23 protein-coding genes and 1 tRNA gene are annotated in these 22,901 nt (G+C 64.4%); 15 read left to right on the forward strand and 9 right to left on the reverse strand.

From position 1 onward, the window contains the following. Positions 1 to 176 precede the first annotated feature (176 nt). The 8 genes from SJI03_RS28145 to SJI03_RS28180 all read left to right on the forward strand — a co-directional run bounded on the left by SJI03_RS28145 (position 177) and on the right by SJI03_RS28180 (position 9,041). Positions 177 to 692, forward strand: coding sequence for an RNA polymerase sigma factor (locus tag SJI03_RS28145; RefSeq protein WP_322429375.1), 516 nt, complete (start codon positions 177 to 179; stop codon positions 690 to 692). Positions 693 to 700: 8 nt separating this feature from the next. After that, the gene (locus SJI03_RS28150) at positions 701 to 1,696 is read left to right on the forward strand and encodes a FecR family protein (protein WP_322429376.1); all 996 of its coding nucleotides are present in this window, start codon (positions 701 to 703) and stop codon (positions 1,694 to 1,696) included. 100 nt (positions 1,697 to 1,796) lie between these two features. After that, a complete protein-coding gene (locus SJI03_RS28155) occupies positions 1,797 to 4,730 on the forward strand; it encodes a TonB-dependent receptor (protein WP_322429377.1) in 2,934 nt (977 codons plus the stop codon). A gap of 35 nt (positions 4,731 to 4,765) precedes the next feature. Then, positions 4,766 to 5,380 (forward strand): biliverdin-producing heme oxygenase, encoded by a 615-nt coding sequence (locus tag SJI03_RS28160; RefSeq protein WP_322429378.1) that lies wholly within the window; start codon positions 4,766 to 4,768, stop codon positions 5,378 to 5,380. After that, the gene (locus SJI03_RS28165) at positions 5,380 to 6,519 is read left to right on the forward strand and encodes a TonB family protein (protein ID WP_322429379.1); all 1,140 of its coding nucleotides are present in this window, start codon (positions 5,380 to 5,382) and stop codon (positions 6,517 to 6,519) included. Before SJI03_RS28160 ends, SJI03_RS28165 begins: the two co-directional genes overlap by 1 nt. 185 nt (positions 6,520 to 6,704) lie before the next feature. Further along, complete coding sequence (locus SJI03_RS28170; protein WP_100873622.1) at positions 6,705 to 7,514, forward strand: methionine ABC transporter ATP-binding protein; 810 nt, start codon at positions 6,705 to 6,707, stop codon at positions 7,512 to 7,514. Continuing rightward, a complete protein-coding gene (locus tag SJI03_RS28175) occupies positions 7,507 to 8,181 on the forward strand; it encodes a methionine ABC transporter permease (RefSeq protein ID WP_099380715.1) in 675 nt (224 codons plus the stop codon). The genes SJI03_RS28170 and SJI03_RS28175 overlap by 8 nt, the downstream gene beginning before the upstream one ends. A 32-nt stretch (positions 8,182 to 8,213) precedes the next feature. Further along, complete coding sequence (locus SJI03_RS28180) at positions 8,214 to 9,041, forward strand: MetQ/NlpA family ABC transporter substrate-binding protein (protein ID WP_322429380.1); 828 nt, start codon at positions 8,214 to 8,216, stop codon at positions 9,039 to 9,041. Positions 9,042 to 9,132: 91 nt separating this feature from the next. Here the strand turns inward: SJI03_RS28180 and SJI03_RS28185 are convergent, their stop codons facing one another. Next, complete coding sequence (locus SJI03_RS28185) at positions 9,133 to 9,747, reverse strand: OmpW/AlkL family protein (RefSeq protein ID WP_225241836.1); 615 nt, start codon at positions 9,745 to 9,747, stop codon at positions 9,133 to 9,135. Between the two features lie 161 nt (positions 9,748 to 9,908). Continuing rightward, entirely contained in the window at positions 9,909 to 10,805 is an 897-nt protein-coding gene (locus SJI03_RS28190; protein WP_322429381.1) for a LysR family transcriptional regulator, read from the reverse strand. A gap of 237 nt (positions 10,806 to 11,042) precedes the next feature. Between SJI03_RS28190 and fur the strand changes: the two genes are divergently transcribed. The 7 genes from fur to SJI03_RS28225 all read left to right on the forward strand — a co-directional run bounded on the left by fur (position 11,043) and on the right by SJI03_RS28225 (position 15,751). Then, entirely contained in the window at positions 11,043 to 11,483 is a 441-nt protein-coding gene (gene fur, locus SJI03_RS28195) for a ferric iron uptake transcriptional regulator (RefSeq protein WP_035820181.1), read from the forward strand. Between the two features lie 74 nt (positions 11,484 to 11,557). After that, complete coding sequence (locus SJI03_RS28200) at positions 11,558 to 11,923, forward strand: MerR family transcriptional regulator (RefSeq protein WP_099380711.1); 366 nt, start codon at positions 11,558 to 11,560, stop codon at positions 11,921 to 11,923. Positions 11,924 to 11,982: 59 nt separating this feature from the next. Further along, positions 11,983 to 12,573: an NAD(P)H-dependent oxidoreductase gene (locus SJI03_RS28205; RefSeq protein WP_099380710.1), complete on the forward strand. Its 591-nt coding sequence runs from the start codon at positions 11,983 to 11,985 to the stop codon at positions 12,571 to 12,573. A gap of 172 nt (positions 12,574 to 12,745) precedes the next feature. After that, the gene (locus SJI03_RS28210; RefSeq protein WP_322429382.1) at positions 12,746 to 13,963 is read left to right on the forward strand and encodes a SpoIIE family protein phosphatase; all 1,218 of its coding nucleotides are present in this window, start codon (positions 12,746 to 12,748) and stop codon (positions 13,961 to 13,963) included. A 65-nt stretch (positions 13,964 to 14,028) separates the two neighbouring features. Next, positions 14,029 to 14,586, forward strand: coding sequence for a SiaB family protein kinase (locus SJI03_RS28215; protein WP_034756676.1), 558 nt, complete (start codon positions 14,029 to 14,031; stop codon positions 14,584 to 14,586). A gap of 22 nt (positions 14,587 to 14,608) precedes the next feature. Beyond that, positions 14,609 to 15,007 carry a DUF1987 domain-containing protein gene (locus SJI03_RS28220; protein WP_099380707.1) on the forward strand — a complete coding sequence of 133 codons (399 nt, stop codon included), beginning with the start codon at positions 14,609 to 14,611 and terminating at the stop codon, positions 15,005 to 15,007. Positions 15,008 to 15,010: 3 nt separating this feature from the next. Continuing rightward, on the forward strand, positions 15,011 to 15,751 hold the full coding sequence (locus SJI03_RS28225) for a GGDEF domain-containing protein (protein ID WP_099380706.1): 741 nt from the start codon (positions 15,011 to 15,013) through the stop codon (positions 15,749 to 15,751). Between the two features lie 14 nt (positions 15,752 to 15,765). Here the strand turns inward: SJI03_RS28225 and SJI03_RS28230 are convergent, their stop codons facing one another. From SJI03_RS28230 to fdxH, 7 genes are all read right to left on the reverse strand, one after another. Then, positions 15,766 to 16,479, reverse strand: a complete 714-nt coding sequence (locus SJI03_RS28230) for a substrate-binding periplasmic protein (RefSeq protein ID WP_233516368.1) — start codon at positions 16,477 to 16,479, stop codon at positions 15,766 to 15,768. A gap of 153 nt (positions 16,480 to 16,632) precedes the next feature. Further along, positions 16,633 to 16,728, reverse strand: a tRNA-Sec gene (locus tag SJI03_RS28235). Between the two features lie 21 nt (positions 16,729 to 16,749). Next, complete coding sequence (gene selB, locus SJI03_RS28240) at positions 16,750 to 18,705, reverse strand: selenocysteine-specific translation elongation factor (protein WP_099380705.1); 1,956 nt, start codon at positions 18,703 to 18,705, stop codon at positions 16,750 to 16,752. Then, positions 18,702 to 20,123 (reverse strand): L-seryl-tRNA(Sec) selenium transferase, encoded by a 1,422-nt coding sequence (selA, locus tag SJI03_RS28245; RefSeq protein WP_322429383.1) that lies wholly within the window; start codon positions 20,121 to 20,123, stop codon positions 18,702 to 18,704. The genes selB and selA overlap by 4 nt, the downstream gene beginning before the upstream one ends. After that, on the reverse strand, positions 20,120 to 21,175 hold the full coding sequence (fdhE, locus tag SJI03_RS28250) for a formate dehydrogenase accessory protein FdhE (RefSeq protein ID WP_322429384.1): 1,056 nt from the start codon (positions 21,173 to 21,175) through the stop codon (positions 20,120 to 20,122). The genes selA and fdhE overlap by 4 nt, the downstream gene beginning before the upstream one ends. Positions 21,176 to 21,314: 139 nt before the next feature. Then, on the reverse strand, positions 21,315 to 21,986 hold the full coding sequence (locus SJI03_RS28255) for a formate dehydrogenase subunit gamma (RefSeq protein ID WP_322429385.1): 672 nt from the start codon (positions 21,984 to 21,986) through the stop codon (positions 21,315 to 21,317). Next, complete coding sequence (gene fdxH / locus SJI03_RS28260; protein ID WP_099380701.1) at positions 21,976 to 22,896, reverse strand: formate dehydrogenase subunit beta; 921 nt, start codon at positions 22,894 to 22,896, stop codon at positions 21,976 to 21,978. Before fdxH ends, SJI03_RS28255 begins: the two co-directional genes overlap by 11 nt. Positions 22,897 to 22,901 lie beyond the last annotated feature (5 nt).

Raw genomic sequence — 22,901 nt, forward strand, 5'->3', positions numbered from 1 at the left:
TCGATAATAACAACGATGATGTCCACGACAGCACCTTCTGCTGCCGATTATTGTCTGCATTGCCAAAAATATCCAGCGTTATCCGGCACCTCAAACAAGCACTGGATGAGAATGATTCTTGTTATTATTTGATAGGCTTGCTATCATCGCTCGCTTTGATCACGGGGACATGCGCGGTGCTTGAACGCTATTACCAGGAATTGCTGCGCCTGATTTCGCGCTCCACGGGATGCCGCGACAAGGCACAGGACGTGGTGCAGGAAGCCTACGCCCGCATCCTGGCGCGCAAGCCGCAGGGCGGCGCCCACGCCCTGCATGGCGATACCCCGCCCGACAGCGGCCAGCGCGCCCTGCTGTACGTCACGGCGAAAAACATCGCCATCGACGAACAGCGCCTGCACCAGAGGCGGCCCCATGACGCGCTCGACGAGCCGCACATGCAGCTGCGCGCGCCGCGCGCCGATGAACCCGAGCAACGGCTGCACGACCGGCAAACCATGGAATGCCTGCTGGCCATCATCGACGCCTTGCCGCCGCGCTGCCGCCAGGCTTTCGCGCTGTACAAGTTCGATGGCCTGAGCCAGATCGAGATCGCCGCCCAGATGGGTATCTCCGTCAACATGGTGGAAAAACACATCATCAACGGCATGCTCGCCTGTAAAAAAGGCTTGCCCGAGCGGGATACGCTATGAAACAGCACATGACATCACAAGACACGACGGCCGACGACATCGACTTCCTGGCGGCGCAATGGCTGCTGCGCCACGACGCGGGCCTGGCCGCGCACGAACTGGCGGCGCTGGATGCATGGCTGGCCGCCGACGCGCGCCACCAGCAAGCCTGGCAGGCGCTGGCCCGCACCGATGCGCTGCTGGCCAGCCTGCCGGCGCAGCGCGTGGCGGCCTTCAGCCAGCCTGCCCCGGCGGCGGGCGCGCCGTCATCGCTGCTGCGGCGGCTGCGCCAGGCAGCCTCCTTCCCGCCACGCGGCGCGCTGGCCGGCGGCTGTCTGCTGCTGTGCGGCCTGCTGGCCTGGCCGCTGGCCAGTCATTGGCAGCAACCGGGCTTCCAGCACGATTACAGCACGGCGCGCGGCCAGTTCGCCACGCAAGTCCTGCCCGACGGCAGCCGCATCGAACTCGATAGCGGCAGCGCCGTCGACGTGGCCCTGTACCGCGACCGGCGCAGCGTGCGCCTGCTGCGCGGCCAAGCCATGTTCCATATCCACGCCGACCCTGCGCGTCCGTTCCAGGTCATCGCGGGAGCGGCCACGGCGACGGTGCTGGGCACGCATTTTTCAGTGCGCCACGTGGGCGCCACGACACAGGTGAGCGTGGCGCAAGGCACGGTGCGCGTGGAAAGCGAAGCCGGCGCGCATGCCGAAGTGCTGCAGGCGGGCGACACGGTCACCGTCACGCCCCAGGGCGTGAAGGCGCTGGCCAGGGTCAACGCGCAAGCGGTGGGCAACTGGCGTGCCGGGCGCCTCGATTTCGAGGACGCCACCCTGGCCGAAGCGCTGGCCGAATTCGAGCGCTATGGCGATACGGGCCTCGTGCTTGGCGATCCGGCGCTGGCCGGCCTGCGCCTGAACGGCAGCTTCGACGCGAAGCTGCCGGCGCAATTTGCCGCCGCCCTGCCGCTGGCCTTGCCCGTGCGCGTGGTGCGCCGGGACGGCAAGCTGCATATCGTCGCCCGCTGATTTGTCCCCATGACGCGAAATAAAATCCATCCGCACGTCAGGGTAAATGAGACTCATTCGTTTTAACTATGAAGGATCACCACATCACCATAGGAAAAACATGCATATGACTCCACCGCGCCCTCCCCTGCACGCCCGCCTGTCTCCCCGCCTGTCCCCTCTCTTCCTGGCCATCGGCCTGGCCTTTGCCACGCCCCCCATGCATGCCGCCGCCACGCCGGTGGCGCAGGTGGAATGGCAGATTCCCGCGCAGCCGCTGAACCGCGCGCTGAACGAACTGGCGCGCCAGGCCGGCATGGTGCTGCTGGCCGACGCGCGCCTGACGCAGGGACGCCACAGCGCGCCGCTGCAAGGCCGGCACTCGCTGCCCGAGGCGCTGCGCCAGCTGCTGGCCGGCAGCGGCCTGCAGGCGCAGCTGCAAGGCGGCACGACCATCATCATCAGCGCGCCCGCGCCTGTCGCTGCCGGCGCCGTGCAGATCGGCACCCTGCGCGTGAATGGCCAGGGCGGCAGTGGCAGTTTCGAGGCGGACGACACGGATCCGGCCGACCTGCCCTACCTGACTCCGGCCGCCTCCGTGTACATCGGGCGCGAGCAGATCGAACGCTTCCGCGGCACCTCGCCAGCCGACATCTTCAAGGGCGTGGCCGGTGTGCAGGTAGGCGACAGCCGCAACAGCGGCGCCGTCGACGTCAACGTGCGCGGCATGCAGGGCCAGGGCCGCGTGCCCGTGCTGATCGACGGCAGCCTGCAATCATCGACCGTCTACCGCGGCTACGCGGGCATCGCCGACCGCAGCTACATCGACCCGGACCTGATCAGCGCCATCCGCATCGACAAGGGTCCGAACCTGTCGGCGCAAGGCGCGGGCGCCATCGGCGGCATGGTCAGCATGCAGACGCTGCGCCCTGAAGACATTTTGCGACCAGGCCAACGCACGGGCGTGCGCCTGCGCGGCGGCATCCAGGACAACAGCGTCTCGGCGCCCGCCGATTTCGGCAGCACGCCGCGCACGCAGCGCAACAAGCTGGACAACCCGCGCAGCGGTTTTGGTAGCATCGCCGTGGCCACGCGCCAGGACGACTACGACCTGGTGGCCGCCATCAGCCAGCGCAGCATCGGCAATTATTTTTCCGGCACACGGGGCTTCGAACGCTATCAGATGCTCAATGAATGGGGCGACGACAATGGCGTGACGCAGTTCTTCAAGAAGGGCGACGAAGTGCTGAACACGGCCAACCGCACCACCTCGGCCCTGCTGAAGGCCAGTCTGCGCCTGCCGCACGCGCAAAAGCTGGAGCTGGGCTACCGCTATTTCGACAGCAGCTATGGCGAAATCATGCCCTCGCAAATCTACCGCAACAGCACCGGCAGCATTCCCCAGTGGGACCCGAGCCAGGTGCGCACCAACGCGCTGACGGCGCGCTACGAGTGGAAGCCGGAAGGCCAGAACCTCATCGACCTGAAGGCCAACCTGTGGCTGACGGACATGCAGAGCAAGTCGCGCAACGGCGATATCTTCAGCAATCCGCTGGAAGGCAAGACCAATCCGGGCGACCATGAATGCAAGGAGTGCGTGGAGGTGCTGTACCTGGCGAAGAACCAGGCGCGCAGGGTCGGTGCCGACCTGACGAACACCTCGCGCTTCGCCACCGGCATGGGCGCGCTGAAGCTCGATTACGGCTTGTCGCTGCAGAACGAGGATATCGGTCCGGCCGACAGCGTGACCATCCTCGATGAAGACCTGAACGCCAATCACACCCTGCGCAACGGCAAGCGCCACGAGCAAAGCGTATTCGCCTCGCTGCAGTGGCAGGCGCGCGACTGGCTGACCATCGATGCGGGCGGACGCTTCCAGCGCTTCGATTCCCGCGACCGCAACCGCCGCGCGGAACAGCAGTACCAGCCGCAGGGCTGGCAATGGGTCACCATGTGGGACAAGGATGGCGGACAGCTCGGCTCCTCGAAGTGGTACCAGGATGCGCAGGGCCGGTTCACGCCCGCCACCAATCCCGCGCTGGTGGGCGGCATGGTGGAAAACTACGGCGCCGAGCCGGCGCCGCTGGACGTCTCGCAGGTCGCCGACTGGAGCGGCAACGACTATGTCTTCCGCGACGCCATTCCCGGCCTGTTCACCTACAGCAAGCCGATCCGCCGCAAGGACCACGGTTTTGCGCCCACGTTTGCGCTGACGGCGCGCCTGTCCGACAGCGTCAGCCTGTTCCTGCGCGACGCGCGCGGCCTGCGCATGCCCAGCCTGTACGAATCGACGATGGGCTTCTCGGCCACGTATTCGTCACCCCTGAACGCCGAGCGCAGCCACAACCGCGAGATCGGCGTGAGCGTGATCAAGGATGGCGTATGGAGCGCCGCCGACAAGCTGCGCCTGCGCGTTGCGTACTTCGACAACGTCACGCACGGCTACATCACGCGCCGCCCGATTCCCGACTTGCCGGCCTACGCGCAGAATTTCTCGATGGCGAACACGGACAAGTACAGCGTCTCGGGCGTCGAACTGCAGTCGTCATATGACCGGGGTAGCGTGTTTGCCGACTTTTCCGGCACCTGGAACCGCAAGACCCTGATCTGCGACGCGGCCACGGCGGCCTATTTGCGCAAGGCCAGCAAGTGGCAATCGGATATCTGGAACACGCCCGACTGCTCGCCCATCGGCTTTTCCAGTTCTTACGTGGGCAACCATATCCAGCCCAAGCTGAGCGCCAACCTGACCCTGGGCACGCGCTGGCTGCAGGAAAAACTCACCGTGGGCACGCGCCTGACGCACGTCGGCCATCCGCTGGCGCGCCAGGACGACAAGGCCGTGTGGCAATCGTGGACGGGCACCTCGCCGCAGGTGCTGACGCAGGCCTACACGCTGGCCGACCTGTTCGCCAGCTACAAGATCACGCCCAACGCCACTGTCGACGTGGCGGTGGACAACCTGACGGACCGCTACTACCTCGATCCGCTGACCCTGAGCCTGATGCCAGGACCGGGCCGCACGGCGCGCGTCACGCTTGGCCTTCGTTTCTGATTTGATTCATCCTTATAATAGAGAGCAGATATTCCATGCATGCAGCAAGCGACACCACTTTAAACGCCGTTCCGACCAACGCGGCCCCGACCCGCAGCCAGCGCCTGAAAGCCGACACCATGGCCACCCACGAATTGCTGGACCAGCGCATCATGGCCAGCGCGCCGTTTTCCAGCCGCGAGAACTATGCGCGCTTTTTGCAGGCGCAATACGCGTTCCTGCGCGATGTCGACGCGCTGTACGACAACGCACAGCTGGCCGCCCTGCTGCCGGACCTGGAACAGCGCCGCCGCTACGCCAGCATCGCGGCCGACCTGCGCGACCTCGAGACAGCATTGCCGGCAGATGCGGCCACGCCGCCGTTCGACGCGCAACTGGATCTGGCCACGGCGCTGGGCTGGCTGTACGTGAGCGAAGGCTCGAAGCTGGGCGCGGCCATCCTGTATAAACTGGCCGGCAAAATCGGCCTCGATGAACACCATGGAGCGCGCCACCTGGCCGGCCATCCGGACGGACGCGCGCGCCACTGGCGCGAGTTTACCTCCGTGCTCGATACGGCCGTGCTTGACGATGCCGGTGAAGCGCGCGTGATCGATGGCGCGCGCGCCGCCTTCCTGCGCATGCATGGCCACGTGGAGGCCTGCGCCTGATGGAGGAGCCAGTCATCCAGGCAGTTGCGGAAGCGCATACGGCACGCCTGCGCCGCTGGGCGTGGACGGGCGCCGGCATGCTGATGGTGGCGCTGGGCGTGATCGGCGCCATGCTGCCGGTCATGCCGACGACGATCTTCCTGATCCTGGCGCTGGCCTGCTTCAGCCGCGCCTCGCCGCGCCTGGAGCACTGGCTGCTGCACCACCCGCGCTTCGGCGCGCCGCTGCGCCAGTGGCGCGAACACCGCGCCGTGTCGCGCCGCGGCAAGGTCCTCGCTTGCCTGGGCATGGCCATCGGCTTTGTCGCCATGTGCCTCGGCCATCCGCCCTGGTGGGTCATCGTCCTCGTGGCAACGATGGAAATCGCCGTCATCATCTACCTGCTGCGCCGCCCGGAAGGGCCGGTGCCTGCGCCAGAAAAGACGCCGCCGGACTGGCACAAGCCGCTGACCATCGCCACCGTCTTCGCCATGCATGGCGCCCTGCTGGGATGGGCCGTGTACCAGCACGCGCCAGCGGCGTCCGTGCTGGCCATCGCGCCCGACTCCGCGCAGCCGGCCATGCTCTACCTGCCGGCCGCCGCCCCGCCCCGCCCTTTGGAGCAGAATCTTGCTGAACAGGTCAGCGCGGCCGCCGCACCGTCGCGCACCCTTGCAAAAAAGGCAGCGCCGGCAATCAAACAATTCGTGCTGCCGCAGCCCGATGCCGCGCCCATGGCGCCGCAAGCCGAGGCCATCGCAGCCGTCGCCGAGGTGCGCCAAGCCCCCGTCACGCCGGCAGCGGTGGCCACGGCGTCTGTCGCGGCGGCACCGCCCTCGCCTGCGCTGCCGCCCGCGCCACAGGATCTGCGCAGCGGCGTATCTAGCTGGGAAGGCAAGGTTTTGGCGCGCATGGAACGCTTCCGCCGCTATCCGACGGCGTCGCGCGCGAAGCAGGAACAGGGCGTCGTGTATCTGCGCTGCCGCATCGACCGCGATGGCCATGTGCTTGCGGCCGCCATCGAGCGCAGTTCCGGTTCCGCAGCGCTGGATCAGGCCGCGCTCGACACTTTGCAACGGGCGGCGCCACTGCCGCGCATTCCCAAGGAACGGCCGGACCCGCTGGAATTATCGATTCCCGTCGAATTTTCCATTGGCTGATCGCGTAAAAACCGCGTTTACTCTCGCCAAACACCCATATAGACATTATTTGCATATTCAAAGCAAGATTCTGTCGTAGGAGTAATAACACGATCGGAGGTATACTACGCAACCGACGTAACAGGCTGGGCGATTTGGCCCCTGCAAGCGCGCCTGTCACGGCCTAATAAAAAAGGAAACACTGCATGACCACATCACACCGTACGCCGGTGATTCGCATCGATGGCGCAAACAAGACCTTCGCGCTGCCCAAAGGCGAACAATTCCACGCGGTCAAATCGGTCACGCTGGAAGTCTATCCCGGTGATATTTTCGGCCTGATCGGCAAGAGCGGCGCCGGCAAATCGACCTTGCTGCGCCTGATTAACCTGCTCGAGCGCCCTGACAGCGGCACCATTACCGTGGCCGGACGCGAACTGACGCGCCTGGGCAAGAGCGAATTGCGCGACGCGCGCCAGAACATCGGCATGATTTTCCAGCAATTCAATCTGCTGCAAAACGCCAGCGTCTTCGACAACGTCGCCTTCCCCTTGAAAATCCATGGCACGACCAAGGGCGAGCAGATCGCCGCCAGGGTCGAGGAATGCCTGGCGCTGGTCGGCTTGTCCGACAAGCTGCACAGCTATCCGGCGCAATTGTCCGGCGGGCAGAAACAGCGCGTGGCGATCGCCCGCGCCCTGGCCAGCCACCCCGACGTGCTGCTGTGCGACGAGCCGACGTCCGCGCTGGACGCGGAAACGACGCGCGCCCTGCTCGACACCCTGCGCGACATCAATGCGCGCCTCGGCGTGACCATCGTCATCGTCAGCCATGAGCTGTCGGTGCTGGGCGCCATCTGCAACCGCGTCGCCGTCGTGGAAAACGGCGCCATCGCCGAACAATTCGATTTGAGCGACACGGCCACCCCGCGCAAGACGGCGCTGGGACGCGAGCTGGCGTATTACGGCACCGAGGCGTTTGAAGCCACCGCATGGAAGGATGCAACACATGTTTGAAGAATCGATCAATAACGTCATCAAGCTGCTGCCGGAAATCTGGGTGGCGCTGGGCCAGACCATGACCATGCTGGGCATTGGACTGACCGCCGCCATCCTGATCGGCGGCCCGCTGGGCATCCTGCTGTTTCTCGTCTCGGAAGGCCAGTCGCTGGAAAACCGTCCGCTGTCGACGATCCTCGGCTGGCTGGTGAATACCGTGCGCAGCTTCCCCTTCATCATCCTGCTGGTCGCCCTGACGCCGTTTACGCGCATCATCGCGGGCACCTCGATCGGTCCGCTGGCCGCCGCCGTGCCGCTGTCGTTCGCCGCCATCCCCTACCTGGCGCGCCTGGTGGAACAGAACCTGCGCGAAGTGCCGCGCGGCGTGATCGAGGCGGCGCACGCCATGGGCGCGTCGGAAATGCAGATCATCTTCCGCGTGCTGCTGGTGGAAGCGCGCTCCGGCCTGGTGCTGGCCCTGACCGTGCTGTCGATCAGCTTCCTGTCGTATTCGGCCGTGGCCGGCGTCGTGGGCGGCGGCGGCATCGGCGACCTGGCCATCCGCTACGGCTACTACCGCTTCGAGACGGACATCATGGTCGCCACCGTGGCCATCCTGATCGTGCTGGTGCAAACCATCCAGTTCGCCGGCACGCGCATCGCCAAGCGCCTCGACAAACGTTAATTCATCTTCAGTATTTCAGTACAAGGAAAAGCATGAACCATATTCGCCGCAACCTGCTCCTGGCCGCCGCCAGCCTGGCCTTCGCCGCCGCCGCCCACGCCAAGGACCCGAAAGAACTCGTCATCGGCACCAGCTCCGGCCCGTATTCGGACCAGCTGAAGCTGGGCATCAAGCCTATCCTGGAAAAACAGGGCTACAAGGTCAAGATCGTCGAATTCAACGACTACGTGCAGCCGAACTACGCGCTGGCCGAAGGTTCGCTGGACGCCAACGTGTTCCAGCACATCGTGTATCTGACCAAGTTCGCCACCGATAACAAGCTGCCACTGAGCTCCCTGATCACCGTGCCGACCATGCCGATCGGCCTGTACGGCGGCAAGCAGAAGTCCCTGGCGGACGTGAAGAACGGCGCCACCATCACCATGCCTAACGACCCGACCAACCAGGCGCGCGCGCTGGTGATGCTGGCCAAGATGGGCTGGATCAAGCTGAAACCGAACGTCGATCCGCTGCGCGCGTCCGAACGCGACGTGCTGGACAACCCGAAGAAGCTGAAACTGGTGCCGCTGGAAGCGGCGCAGCTGCCACGTTCGCTGGCCGACGCCGACTACGCTTTCGTCAACGGTAACTTCGCCCTGGCCGCCGGCATGAAGCTGACGTCGGCCCTTAGCGTGGAAAAGATCTCGGACAGCTACATCAACCTGGTCGCCATCCGCACGGCCGACAAGGCCAAGCCATGGGTCAAGGACCTGGAAGCGGCCTACCGCTCGCGCGCCTTCCTCGACGCGACGAACAAGTATTTGGCCGGCTACGAAAAGACGGACTACCAGCTGGCGCTGGAAAAGACGCTGAAAAAATAAGGTGGCACTTGCAATGCGAAAAGACGGCCAGGTGTAAACCTGGCCGTCCTTTTTTATTGTCCGCGCCGCAGGGGGCGCAGTCGATCAATGCTTAGAAACGGTAGCCGACGCCTACGCCGATCAGGACAGGATCAACCTTGACTTCGCTGATCTTGGCGCCAGCAGCGGTCAGTACATCGCTGCGAATCTGCACTTTCTTGATGTCGAAGTTCAAGGACCAGTTTTTGTCCAGCTTGTAGTCGACGCCAGCTTGCAGCGCGAAGCCCCAGCTGTCATGTTCCAGACGCAGGCCAGGAATTTTGACATCAGAGATATTCGTGTAATTCACGCCGGCACCCACGTATGGGCTGAACTGTTTTTCAGGCATGAAGTGGTATTGCAGCGACAGGGTCGGCGGCAAATGCTTGAAGGTACCGATCTTCGTGCCTGACAATGTAACGTCATGCTTTTGCGGGTAGGTCAGGATCAGTTCGGCAGCGATGTTCGGGGTGAAGAAATACGAAATATCAATTTCGGGAATCGTCTTGCTGCTGACGTGAATCAGGTCGGATGCGCCGACGCCACCCACAGGAGCAGATTTGTTGGCCGGGTCGATATGCACGGCGCGCGCACGGACCAGCCATGGGCTTTCCTGTGCCATTGCGTTGCCGGCGAATGCGCCGATGGCGGCCAGGACGATTGCTGCTGCAGTTGCGGACTTTTTCATTCTAGTTCCCTCTTTTTGTCGTTAAGTAACGCTGCGAAGTCTAAGAGTGCAGTGCAACAAAAACTTTGATCCACATCAAATAGTGCTAGATGGCATCACTAGAGGGATTTTTTCCTTTGCCCAGGTCAAGAAAATGCGGCAGCGCAGCGCGAGCATGCCAATCACTGCACGCCGTCAAACAGGCTGCCGACCCAGTCGGCAAACACGCGCACGCGCGGCGACAGTTGCCGATGATGGGGATACAGCACGGACACGGGCAGCGGGTCGGGCCGCCAGTCCCGCAGCACTTCCACCAGTTCGCCCGTCGCCAGCGCCAGTTCAAGGTGATACCGGGGGGCCTGGATCAAGCCCATGCCCGCGCGGCAGCAGGCGTGGTAGGCGTCCGCATTGTTGACGGACACCGTGCCAGGCAAGGCTACGCTGTGCCGCTGCCCATCCACCTTGAAGTCGAAGGGCCAGACCTTGCCCGACTGGGTGGAAAAGAAATTGACGGCGCGGTGGCCATCCAGTTGCGCCAGATTCTCCGGCGTGCCGTGCGCGGCCAGGTAGGCGGGACTGGCGCACGTCACCTGGTCGAGCAGCGCCACGCGGCGCGCCACCATCGACGAGTCGCCGAGCTCTCCCGCGCGCAGCACGCAATCGACGCCTTCGCGCACCAGATCGACGAGGCGGTCGCCCATGCCGATTTCCAGTTCGATCAGCGGATAGCGGGCACAGAACTGGTCCAGCACGGGCATCACGAAATGCATGGCCAGGGTCGCGTGCAGGTCGATGCGCAGCTTGCCGGCCGGCTGCTGCGCCGCCGAACTGAACACGGCTTCCGTTTCTTCCAGGTCCGCCAGCAGGCGCACGCAACGCTGGTAATACGCGTCCCCATCGGGCGTGGGCGTCACTTGCCGCGTGGTCCGCTGCAGCAGGCGCACGCGCAGCCGCGCTTCAAGCTGCTTGATCGCATGCGTGACGGTCGCCTTCGGGTAACCGAGGTCATGCGCCGCCTGCGTGAAACTGCGCAGTTCGACGATGCGGGTAAAAATACGCATCGCATCAAATCGGTCCATGTCCCTGCTCCATTGTTATTCCTTGCTGCACAGTGTAGCGATATCGACCTTGGTTTTGCAATTTCAATGCAAGATGCGTGCAACGCAATCGGAACTTGCGCCGATGTCACTGGTTGACAGGCCTGCTAGCCAGCATACTATTTCCACTTCGCACAATACAAATGAGAATAGTAATGATTATCATTTGCGATATAATGCACTACCTCGCTCAAGCGACTACAAAAAGGAATGGGAGACATGGATATATTGAGGGAACTGCGTGAATCGGGCTTGAAAGTCACCATCCCCCGCTTGCGGATTCTGCAGCTGTTTCAAGAAGGCACGATCAAGCACCTGAGTGCGGACGATGTCTACAAGCTGTTGCTGGCCGAAAAGATCGACGTGGGCCTGGCCACCATCTACCGCGTGCTGATGCAGTTTGCCGAAGCAGGCATTCTGTTTCGCCGGCATTTCGAATCGGGCCACGCCGTCTTCGAGCTGAACGAAGGCCAGCACCACGACCACCTGGTCTGCACGGGTTGCGGCAAGGTCGATGAATTCGTCGACGAAGGCATCGAACTGCGCCAGAACGAGATCGCCGCCGAGCGGGGCTTCGTGCTGCACGAGCACGCGCTGTCGCTGTACGGCACCTGCGCCGAGTGCACGGCAAAAAAAGTGCCGCCACGCAAACCGTCCTGAGGCAGCGCGCAAGGTAGCGCCTGGCAAGCCACCTGCGCTACACTGCGTGCGCCGCAGCTCAACAAGGAAGAAGCATGTACATCGGAGAAATCGCCCGCCTGGCGGGCACCTCGCCCAAGGCCTTGCGCCACTATGAAGCGCTGGGCTTGCTTGGCGACGTGCGCCGTTCCGGCGCCTACCGCGTCTACACGCAGCAAGACTTGGCGCAAGTGAAGCTGATACGCCAGGCGCAGGCGCTGGGCTTCCGCCTGGCCGAACTGCTGCCCATCCTGGCCGGCAACGATACCGACTGGGCCGCCCTGTCGCAGCACATCGCTGACAAGCGCGCACAGATACAGCAGGATATCGCCCGCCTGCGCCAGCTCGACGCGCAATTGGCTGACATCGACACGGAAATCCACGACTGCCTGGCGCAGCAGCGCCTGCAAGAGGCCGCTTGACTCTGCCCCCAGGGGCAAGCTTTAGCATGCAAGCTCTTCTTTAACGGATAGCCTGCATCATGACCAAGACAACACCCAAGCGCGTATTGATACTCCTCGGCCACCCGTCCAGCGACAGCTTCTGCGCCGCCCTGGCCGAGGCCTACGCCGCCACGGCCCGCAGCGCGGGCCATACCGTGCGCGAACTGCGCCTGGGCCAGCTGGACTTCGACCAGAACCTGCATGAAGGCTACCGCCAGGTGCAGCCGCTGGAGGCGGACTTGCTGGCGGCGCAGGAGGCCATCACCTGGGCCGAACACCTGGTCTTCGCCTACCCGATCTGGTGGGGCGGTGCGCCAGCCCTGCTGAAGGGCTTTGTCGACCGCATCTTCCTGCCCGGCTTTGCCTTCAAGTATCGCCCGGGCAAGGCTTTCCCGGCGCAGCTGCTGAAGGGCCGCACGGCCCAGCTGCTGGTGGCGATGGATACGCCGCCCTGGTATTTCCGCTGGGTCTACCACATGCCCGGCATCCACCAGCTGCGCAAGACGACCCTGGAATTTTGCGGCGTCAAGCCTGTCAAGGTGGCCAGCTTTGGTCCCATGATCGATTCCACCGAAGCGCAGCGCGCGCGCTGGCTGGAACAGGCACAGGCGCTGGCCCGGCGCCTGTAAGTTGCTTGCCATGCAGCCATCTTGCATACGGTTTTGACAAGCTGGTAATCAAGCCGTCACATTCCAGGGCTACCATGATGATATTGCCTGTTTGTCAGTCGCCTTGCCGTCGCGACAACAAGGGTCCGATCGTCATGTAAAGGTAGCCGCTGTGGAGTTCAACGCTTCTCGATTGCATCTTCCCCGTTATCGCACGTCCGTGGCGTTTGATCTGTGCATTCCCACGGAATCCGTGCAGGCCGACGCCAGCAATTTCGCCGTGCTGGAACTGTTCACGGAACGGCGCGACATGATGAGCCTGCCAGTCACGGAGCAACAGAAGCCCATCGGTTTGATCAGTCGCAACATCTTCATGTCGCAGATGTCCAAGCCCTTTTATCACGAGGTGTATGGCAAGAAGAGCTGCATCGCCTTCATGGACAAGGAGCCGCTGATCGTCGACGGCGCCATGAGCATCGAAGACCTCACCTTCCGCGCCGTGGAAGCGGGCGAGAAGGCGCTGGCCGACGGCTTCATCATCACCGAGGATGGCGCGCTGGCCGGCGTGGGCTTCGGCTTGCAGCTGATGAACGTGGTGGCCACCATGCAGGCGGAAAAGAACCGGCAGATCATGCACAGCATCGATTACGCCAGCGTGATCCAGCGCGCCCTGCTGCGCACATCCGATGCGGAATTGCGCGCCACCCTGCCCGACGCGCACCTGGAATGGCAGCCGCGCGACGTCGTCGGCGGCGATTTTTACTTCTTCGAGCGCCATGCGGGCGGCTGGTTCGCCGCCATCGCCGATTGCACCGGCCACGGCGTACCGGGCGCCTTCATGACACTGATCGCCTCGTCGGCCCTGAGCCAGGCCTTGCGCGAACTGGGGCCGCACGATCCGGCCGCCCTGATCGGCGCCGTCAGCCGCGCCATCAAGACCCTGCTGGGCCAGGACGGCGCCAGCAGCAGCGAGGCCAGCGGCCACGCCGGCTCGAACGACGGCATGGATTGCGCCTTCCTGTGCTACGACACGGCCAGCGCCAGCCTGCGTTTCGCGGGCGCGAAACTGGCGCTGCACGTGGTCGCGCCGGGCGAAGAGGCCGTGCGCGCCATCGATGGCGCGCGCATGGGCGTGGGCTATGTCGACACGCCGGCCGGCTACTGCTGGCACAACGAGACGCTGGCCATTCCCGCCGGCAGCCTGCTGTTCCTCACCACCGACGGCTTGCTCGACCAGATCGGCGGCGCGCGCGACATCGCCTACGGCAAGCGCCGCATGCGCGAGCTGCTGCTGGCGCGGCGCGACGCTCCCGCCGGCGACGTGGCGGCGGCGCTGCTGCAGGACAGCGCGGCATGGCAGGGAAAACAGCCGCGCCGCGACGACCTGACCTTTTTCTGTTTCCGCCTGTAGTTTTGGCGCCATCGAGTCACCTTATCAACAAGAAACCGGGTCACCGGCTAGCCAGGAGCACGGACGTGCTGTACGAAGAATTCAACGAGTTTTGGGATGTGGCCCGCAAGCGCAACATCATCTTTTTTTACGTGGGCTATTTCTCGCAGCACGTGGTGAATGCCATTTCCGAAACCATCAAGGCGCGCCTCGATACGGCCGGCGCGGCCGGGCCCACGCGGCGGCGCATCTTTTCCTCGTTCATCGAGATGTCGCAAAACATCATGCATTATTCCGCCGACAGCCTGACGCCCGATGCGCAGCTGGATCAGCAGATGCGGCGCGGTTCATTCTGTATCGGCACGCGCGGCGACAGTTTTTTTCTGCTGTGCGCCAACCCCGTCTCGACGGACAACGTGGCGCAGATCCGCGCCCGCCTGGAACCGCTGCACACGATGACGATGGAAGAAATCCGCCTGGCGTACAAGAAGGCCTTGCGCGAAGAAGCGCCGGCCGACAGCAAGGGCGCGGGCCTGGGTTTTCTCACCATGGCGCGCGACGCCAGCGAGCCGCTGGAATTCGAATTCGTCCAGGATCCCCAGGAACCGGGCCACACCATCTTCTGCATCAAAGCCATCATTTGAAAGAGCCGACTCAGGAAAGCATATGCAATTACCGTCACCACTGTTCATCGCCGCGACCCCGAGTTCGCCCGAAATCGACTTCCGTTTCGAGCAGCACACCCTGTCGATCAAGGGCGAGTCGTATCCGGAAAACGCGGCCGCCTTCTATGGCCCGCTGATCGCCGCCGTGCGCGCCTACCTGGAAGGCTGCAACGAGGCGGCCATCACCGTCAACGTCTCGCTGGCCTATTTCAACAGCTCCAGCACGAAGATGCTGTTTACCCTGTTCGACACCCTGAACCAGGCGGCCGTCGATGGCAACCAGGTGCGCCTGAACTGGTATCACGACGAGGACGACGACACCATCCTGGAATTCGGCGAGGAGCTGCAGCAGGACTTTACGGCGCTGGACTTCCACGACCATCCCGTGCAGGGCAGCTAGGGCATGCGCGCCGCCATCTCCGAAGCCGGACTGGAGCCCGACCTGTTCACCGTGGAAGCGGCGGCGCTGGCTGCCGCGCGCCGCATGCACGCCGACAGTCACGCCAGCGGCGAAGCGCAGCGCCGCGTGCTCGGTGAATTGATCACTCACTACGAACGGCTGATGCGCGAGACGCGGCGCCTGATCGGCCGCAGCGATCGCGCCGAGCGCGACATGCATCTGCTGAACCGCCAGTTGCAAACCCTGGCCGGCCAGCTCGAATACCGCGCCACGCACGACCCTCTGACGGGCGCCCTGAACCGCGGCGCCGTGATCGACCATGCCTCGCGCTGCCTGGCACAGGGCGACATGGCGCTGATCGTGCTCGATATCGACCTGTTCAAGCAGGTCAACGACGACTTCGGCCACCCGGCCGGCGACGGCGTGATCCAGGCCGTGGTGGACTGCCTGAAAGGACTATTGGGACAGGAAACGGCCATCGGCCGGGTCGGCGGTGAAGAGTTTTCCGTCGTCTGGCCCACTTCCTCGCGCGACGACGCGGCGCAAGTGGCGCAGCGCATCTGCGAGAGCGTCGGCCGCCAGCGCCATGCCGCGCCCATCACGCGCCCCATCACCGTCAGCGTGGGCTTGAGCTGGAACCGCGCCGGCACAGCCTTCGAAACGGCCTACAGCCACGCGGACCAGGCCCTGTACCAGGCCAAGCGCGAAGGGCGCAACTGCGTGCGCCAGTGGCTGGAGAGCTGAATCCGCGCATTGGCTCAGCGAATATGCTCGCGCGCCATGCTGCCGTCGCGGCGCATGGCGGCAGCGGCGCGCTGCATGGCCGCCACCTGCGCCTCGGGCAATTGCTTGTTGCAGGCGAGGTAAGTCTGCACGCGATTAAAAGTCAGCAACGGCACCACCTTGCCCTCCCACTCCTTGCCGGCAAACGGCTTGCTGCCCACCGCCATGCCGACGGCCCACAGGTCGATGCGTCCGAGCAGCAGCTTTTGTGGATTGAGCCACTCCTGCGTCACGGGCGCCACGCTCAGGCCGCGCTGGCGCAGGTAATCGTCGCGCGCGTCGCCGAGCACCGTGCCGATTACCAGGCCGCGCGCATCGGCCAGCGTGCGCAGGGCCAGGTGCCGTTCGGCCAGGCCGTAGAGTATCCATTCGGCTTCGTTGAGGGGACCGATCCAGCGAAATTGCGCTTCGCGCTCCTGTGTGCGGCTGGTGGAAAAGATGCAGGTATCAGGCTCGCGCAGCGCCTGCGCGTACGCGCGCTTCCACGGCAGCAGCTCGATGCTGTAGGAAAGACCGGCGCGCGCCATGATGTCGCGCACCTTGAGCGTTTCACGTCCCACGACCACATTGCCTTCCATCATGCTCGACGGCGGCAAATGCTCGCCGACGACGCGCACGTCCACCGCCGCGGCCGGCGCCGGCATCAGCAGCGCCACTGCCAGCAGCCACGCCATGCTTGCTTGTTTCATGCTTGCTTTCATCTGCCACAGGGGGATTCAAGCCGATGTTACCATCGGCTCACCCTGGCATCGTCGCATATTGCCAATTAAGCCATTCATTTCCCGCAACGTGGCAACAGGCCAACGCCGGGACGATCAGCATGCGGGGGAAGGATGAATAACTGGCGGAAAACAGTAGGAGTCGAACCTACGGGAGAACGTCTGACGCCCTCCACCGGGTTTGAAGCCCGGCCACATCACCGGATGAGTGTGCTTTCCGCGGTGCCTGAGCCTAAGTACTTAGCTGCTGGGCAAGGCTGCCGTATAGGACCACAGCGCTTGCGGGCGCAATAGATGCCCATTGCCAACACGGCGAGTATAACCGACGCGGTCAAAGAATTCCAAGACCTGGATCGCCCGCTTGCGGCCCAGGCCGCTGGCGTCGCGGAACGTGGCCGCGCCCACGGCGCCATTGCCGGCCGGTAATCCTGCGTCCCCTTCCGCCGTTTGCGCCAGTTCCCGCACCAGCTGCGCCAGTTCGGCCAGCGCCGCCTGGTGATAAAACAGGTCGTGCACGACCTGGCTGATCTGCCCTGCCTTGGCAAGTTTGCGCAACAGCCGGCGCGTGTCGTCTTCGGCCAGGCCAAAGCCGCGCGCCAGGTCGCGCGTCCACGGCGGATCGGAACGCCCCTGCTCCAAGGCTGCCAGCAAGGGCTCGGCCATCGCCTGCTCCTGCGGCGTCAGTTCCACGCTGTGCGTCGGCAAGTGCAAGCTGGCGCCGCGCGCCAGTATCTCGCCACGCGCCAGCAAGCCTTCGACCAGGTGGCTCCACAAGGCGTCTTCCATCTCGGCATCGACGATGCGTTTCAAACGCCACAGTTCCGGCCCCGCCTCGTCGGGCGCGCGCGCGTGGAAGGCTTCCAATGCTGCCAGCACGCGCGCTTCCAGCGCCAGCAACGCCGCCGGCGCCAGCAACAGGGCGTCGCCACCGCGCAGTGCGATGCGCCGCGTGTCGGGCGGCAGCGCCAGGGCCGCCGCCGGCAGCAGGGACAGGCGCACCAGCAGCGATTCGCGCAAACCCAGCGGACTTTGCGCCAGCAGGGCCGCATAGTCGCCCTGCGCGATGAACGTGGCCAGCGCATCGAGCCACGCCAGCCTGGCCGGGCTGCGGCGCTTGCGCGCGGGGCCGAATGGATCGAGCACCATGCCGCCGCCCACCGTCTGCGTGGCTTGCGCATTGCGCACGACGAAGCGGTCGCCCGGCACGCCATGCATGGGTGCGTCGAACACCAGCTGCACCCTGCCCGTCTGCCCCGGCGACAGGGTCTCGCCATCGAGCATGACGGCGCGCGCCAGCTGGTGCGCCGCGCCCAGGTGCACGTGCAGCGGCGACCAGGCTTGCAGTTGCACGCCCGCGTCGGGCAGCAGGGTCAGTTCCACGTCGAGGCGCTCGGAACACTGCGCCAGTTCGGGCGCGACGATCCAGTTGCCCCGCTCGATGCGCTCGCGGTCGATGCCGGCCAGGTTCAGCGCCAGACGCTGGCCCGCCATGCCCACCTCGGCCGCGCGGTTCTGCGCATGGATGCTGCGCACGCGCGCCTGTGCATCGCCGGGCGCCAGTTGCAGCATGTCGCCCACCCGCGCGCGTCCCGCCAGCGCCGTGCCGGTAACGATGGTGCCCTGCCCCGACAGGGTGAACACGCGGTCCACGCCGAGGCGGAACAAGCGCCGCTCGTCGCGTTGCGGCAAGCTGCGCGCCACGTGGGTCAGGTGCGCCAGCAAGGCGGCCACGCCGGCATCGTTGTCGCGATTCGCGGCGGTGGGGAAAATCGGGCTACCCGCCAGCGGCGTGCCAGCCAGCAGCGCTTCGATATCCGCTTCCACCTGCGCCACGCGGGCGCTGTCGGCGCGGTCGATCTTGGTCAGCGCCACGGCGCCGCGCGCCACGCCCAGCAGCTGCAAGATGGCCAGGTGCTCGTGCGTCTGCGGCATGACGCCATCGTCGGCCGCCACCACGAGCAAGGCGAAATCGATGCCCGTCACGCCGGAAGCCATGGTGCGGATGAATTTTTCGTGGCCGGGCACGTCGATCACGCCCAGCACCGTGCCATCCGCCAGCGGCAGATAGGCGTAACCAAGTTCAATCGAGATGCCGCGCGCCTGCTCTTCCTTCAGGCGGTCCGTGTGCACGCCAGTCAGTGCGCGCGTGAGGGTCGTCTTGCCATGGTCGATATGGCCCGCGGTGCCGACGATCATGCCGTCAACTCAGCGAGCTGCGCGATGAAGGCCGTCTCGTGCGCCGCTTCCAGGCAGCGCAAATCGAGCCACAGGGTGTCTTGCCCGATACGCCCGATCACGGGGCACGGCAAGGCACGCAAACGCTGTTCCAGCACGCCCAGGGGATTGCTCAGGTGCGAACCGGGCGCGCTGCGGATGGCCAGGCCAAAGCTGGGCAACTGGTCGACGGGCAAGGCGCCGCTGCCGATCTGGCTTTTCATGGATTCAGCCGTCACCACGTACTGTAAGCCCAGCGCGCTTTGCAGCAGCGGCAGCAGGGTTTCCGCCTGCGTGCGCATGGCAGCGGTGGGACGCGTCAGCAAACGCAACGTGGTCAACCGTTCGGCCAGCAAATCCGGCGCGCGGTACAGCTGCAGCACGGGGGCCAGTGCGGCCAGGGTCAGCTTGCCGACCCGCAGTGCGCGTTTCAATGGATTGCGCTTGATCTTCGCGATCAGATCGGCACGCCCGACGATGACGCCGCATTGCGGCCCGCCCAGCAGTTTGTCGCCACTGAAAGTGACCAGATCGGCACCCGCCGCTATCGTTTCGCGCACCGTCGTTTCATGCGGCAAGCCATATTGCGCCAGGTCGACCAGGGTGCCGCTGCCCAGGTCCACCGCCGTGGGAATTGCATGTTTTGCTGCCAGCGGCACGAGTTCGTCGAGTTCCACGCTTTTCGTGAAACCCGTAATGGCGTAATTGCTGCAATGGACCTTCATCAGCAGGCTGGTATGCTCGCTGATCCCGTTCGCATAGTCGGCCAGGTGGGTGCGGTTGGTGCTGCCCACTTCGCGCAGCACGGCGCCCGCGCGCGTCATCACATCGGGGATGCGGAAAGCGCCGCCGATTTCCACGAGTTCGCCGCGTGAGACGATGACCTCTTTATTCTGCGCCAGGGTATTGAGCATCAACAGCACGGCGGCCGCATTGTTGTTGACGATGGTGGCAGCTTCGGCCCCCGTCAGTTCGCGCAGCAATTCCTCGACCAGGTCGTCGCGGTCGCCGCGCTTGCCCGTTTCCAGGTCGAATTCCAGATTCATCGGCCACTGCAGCGCTTCCACCACGGCTTGCACCGCAGCGTCGGGCAGCAGCGCGCGGCCCAGGTTCGTGTGCAGCACGGTGCCCGTCAGGTTGAAGACGGCGCGCAGCTGCGAGCGCGCTTGCGCCTGCAGCCGTTCGCCCATTTGCGCGGCGATGGCGGCAATCGATGCGTCCTCCTCATCGAATTCACCAAACACTGCGCCCGCCAGCATGGCCGTGCGCAGTTCGGCCAGCACGGCGCGCGCGCAGGCCAGGGTCTGCACGCGGCCGTAGTGTGCTATCAGGGCCAGGCAAGCCGCGTCGCCCAGGATGCGGTCTACCGACGGCAGGCGCACGGTTTGCCCCGTCGTCATGACTGCTGGCCCTCGCTGTTTTCATTCTTTCCCAGCCACAGCAACGGATTGCCGCTGGCGCGCTGGTAACCCGCCTCACCCACCAGCAGGTCGAGCATCAGGCTGGCCAGGTCGTCGGCCAGGGGCTCGACGTTGTAATCATGTTCCTGGTTGAAGACTTTTCGATAGGTATGGCAATCGTCGCAGGTTTCCGCGCGCGCCACCTTCTTCGGATCGTTCGCCTTGTTGGGCAATTTGTCGTCCTTCGCCGTCACCGGGTCGAACGGCTTTGCGTCGGCCGCGTCCAGGCCCTGGTAAGCGATCTTGCCATTCTGTTCGCAGGTCGAGCACTTCACGCGCACCATATGCCATTCGCTTTCGCAAATGCCGCAGTGCAGGTAGCGGTAACCCTGCGACTGGCCGCCGATGCGGATCACGCTGGCGACGGGGTGCGAACCGCAGACGGGACACAGGGTGCCCGTTTCCAGGTCCGGCACGCGCGCGGCGCGCAATTCGCTGGCCGACACCGACCACAGGATTTGCAGGGCGGCGGCGACGAATGGCGCATGCATGGGATTGAGGTTGTCGCCGTTTTCATCGAGCACGGCGTCGGCGCAGGCGTCCAACGCTGGCGCGTCGAGGGCACGCAATTGCGCCAGTACCTGCGTCAGGCCGCCCGACAGGGCCGGCTGGTTTGCCGCCGTGGCGGCCAGTTCATCGAGCAGGCTGGCGAAAATGTCGCGCCAGACGGGCGGACGGGCGCCGCTGACGGGCAGCACCGGCATGCGGTGCTGGATGGCGCGGCGCAGCGCATCGGGGTTGGCGGCCGGCACGGCGCCGGGCGCCAGTTTTCCCACCACGGCGGCCTGCGCGTCGGCCAGCGCGGCCATCAGCACCAGGTAACCCTGCATGCCCGCGTCGACGGGGATGCCCTTGATTTTCCCCTGCGCCAGTTCGCGCAAGCGCAAGGCGCGTGCCTTGAACAGGCTGTCAGGCTGCGGCAGCAGCAGGCGCGGAATCGCGTTGTGGTCCAGGCCTTCGATTTCGCCTGGCTGAAGAATGCGTTGTACCAATGGAGTTTTCCCATCAAAAAAGGGGGCTGTAAAGTATTCTAATCGATATGGTGCAGCGCAAGCCGCAAAGGAAAACCGGGGTCAGACCCGTCGGGTCTGACCCCAGCTCTTGCACTTGGGCTAATTAAGCAAAAAACCGTCAGTCTTTGCTGTTGCGAACGACCGCCTCAAACCACTTCGGATGGTGCTTGCGCGCCCAGCCGTAAGTGACGGTGCCGCGCACCATGGCGCCGATCGAGCCCTTGACCCACAGGGCTGCATAGATGTGCACGATGATGGCGCAGATGATGCCGAACGCGCACACGGCGTGCAGCAAGGCGGCCGCGCGGATGACGGGGATCGGGAAGTAGAACGCGAAATACGCGCGCCAGATCACGATGCCCGACAGCAGCAAGCCCACCATGCAAGCCAGCAGCACGAAGAACAGGATCTTCTGGCCGGCATTGTATTTGCCGATCTTCGGAAGCTTTTCTTCGCGGTTGTTGAGCACGTCGTCCATCTGTTTCAGCCACTGCTTGTCGCCGTCCTCGAACTTGTTGTGGTGCCAGAAGCGCACCACGAGGATCGCGAACGAGACGAACATCACCAGGCCGGCGAACGGATGCAGGATGCGCGTCCATTGTCCGCCGCCAAACAGGTTCGCCAGCCACGCCATCGAGGGATGGAACATGGCCAGGCCGGACAGGGCCAGCATGACGAAGGTGACGGCGGTCACCCAGTGATTCGTGCGCTCGTTGGGAGCGTAGCGCTGAATCAGCGGGTTGCCATCCTTGTCGCGCAGCTTGCCATCGTGATGTTCACTAGGATTCATGCTGTTCCTCCTTGATGCGCTTGGCCTCTTCCAGCGCTTCGTGCTCTTCGTCCTTGCTCACTTCGTTCGGACCGACACGCGTGTAATGGAAGAAGCCTGCCAGGGCCGTGGCGGCCATGCCGGCCACCGCCAGCGGCTTGGACCAGCCCTTCCAGAAGCCCACCATCGGGCTGATGCGCGGACGTTCCGGCAAGTTCGAATACAGCTTCGGCTTGTCGGCATGATGCAGCACGTACATCACGTGCGTGCCGCCCACGCCCAGCGGATCGTACAGGCCCGCGTTCTCGAAACCGCGCGACTTCAGGTCGACGATGCGCTCTTCCGCATGCACCTTCATGTCTTCCTTGGTGCCGAACACGATGGCGCCCGTCGGGCACGTTTTCACGCAGGCAGGTTCCTGGCCCACTGCGACGCGGTCCGAGCAAAGTGTGCACTTGTAAGCGCGGTCGTCCTTTTTCGAAATGCGGGGCACGTCGAAAGGACAGCCGGCCACGCAGTAGCCGCAACCGATGCAGTTTTCCTGATGGAAGTCCACGATGCCGTTCGTGTACTGCACGATGGCGCCCGGCGCCGGACAGGCTTTCAGACAGCCCGGGTCCTCGCAGTGCATGCAGCCATCCTTGCGGATCAGCCACTCGAGGTTGCCGTCGTTGTTTTCGTGTTCGGCAAAACGCATCACCGTCCACGATTGCGGCGTCAGGTCCGTCGGATTGTCATAGGTGCCATGGTTTTCGCCGACTTCGTCACGCAAGTCGTTCCATTCCATGCACGCCGTCTGGCAAGCCTTGCAGCCGATGCATTTCGACACATCGATCAGCTTGGCCACGGTGCCCGTCACCGGGCTGCGCGCTTGCGGCGGCGTTACCGTGGTAGCCGACAGGCGCCGGATATCTAAGGATTGCAGTGCCATTATTG

The organism is Janthinobacterium sp. GMG1 (assembly GCF_034427795.1).
Classification (GTDB): domain Bacteria; phylum Pseudomonadota; class Gammaproteobacteria; order Burkholderiales; family Burkholderiaceae_D; genus Janthinobacterium.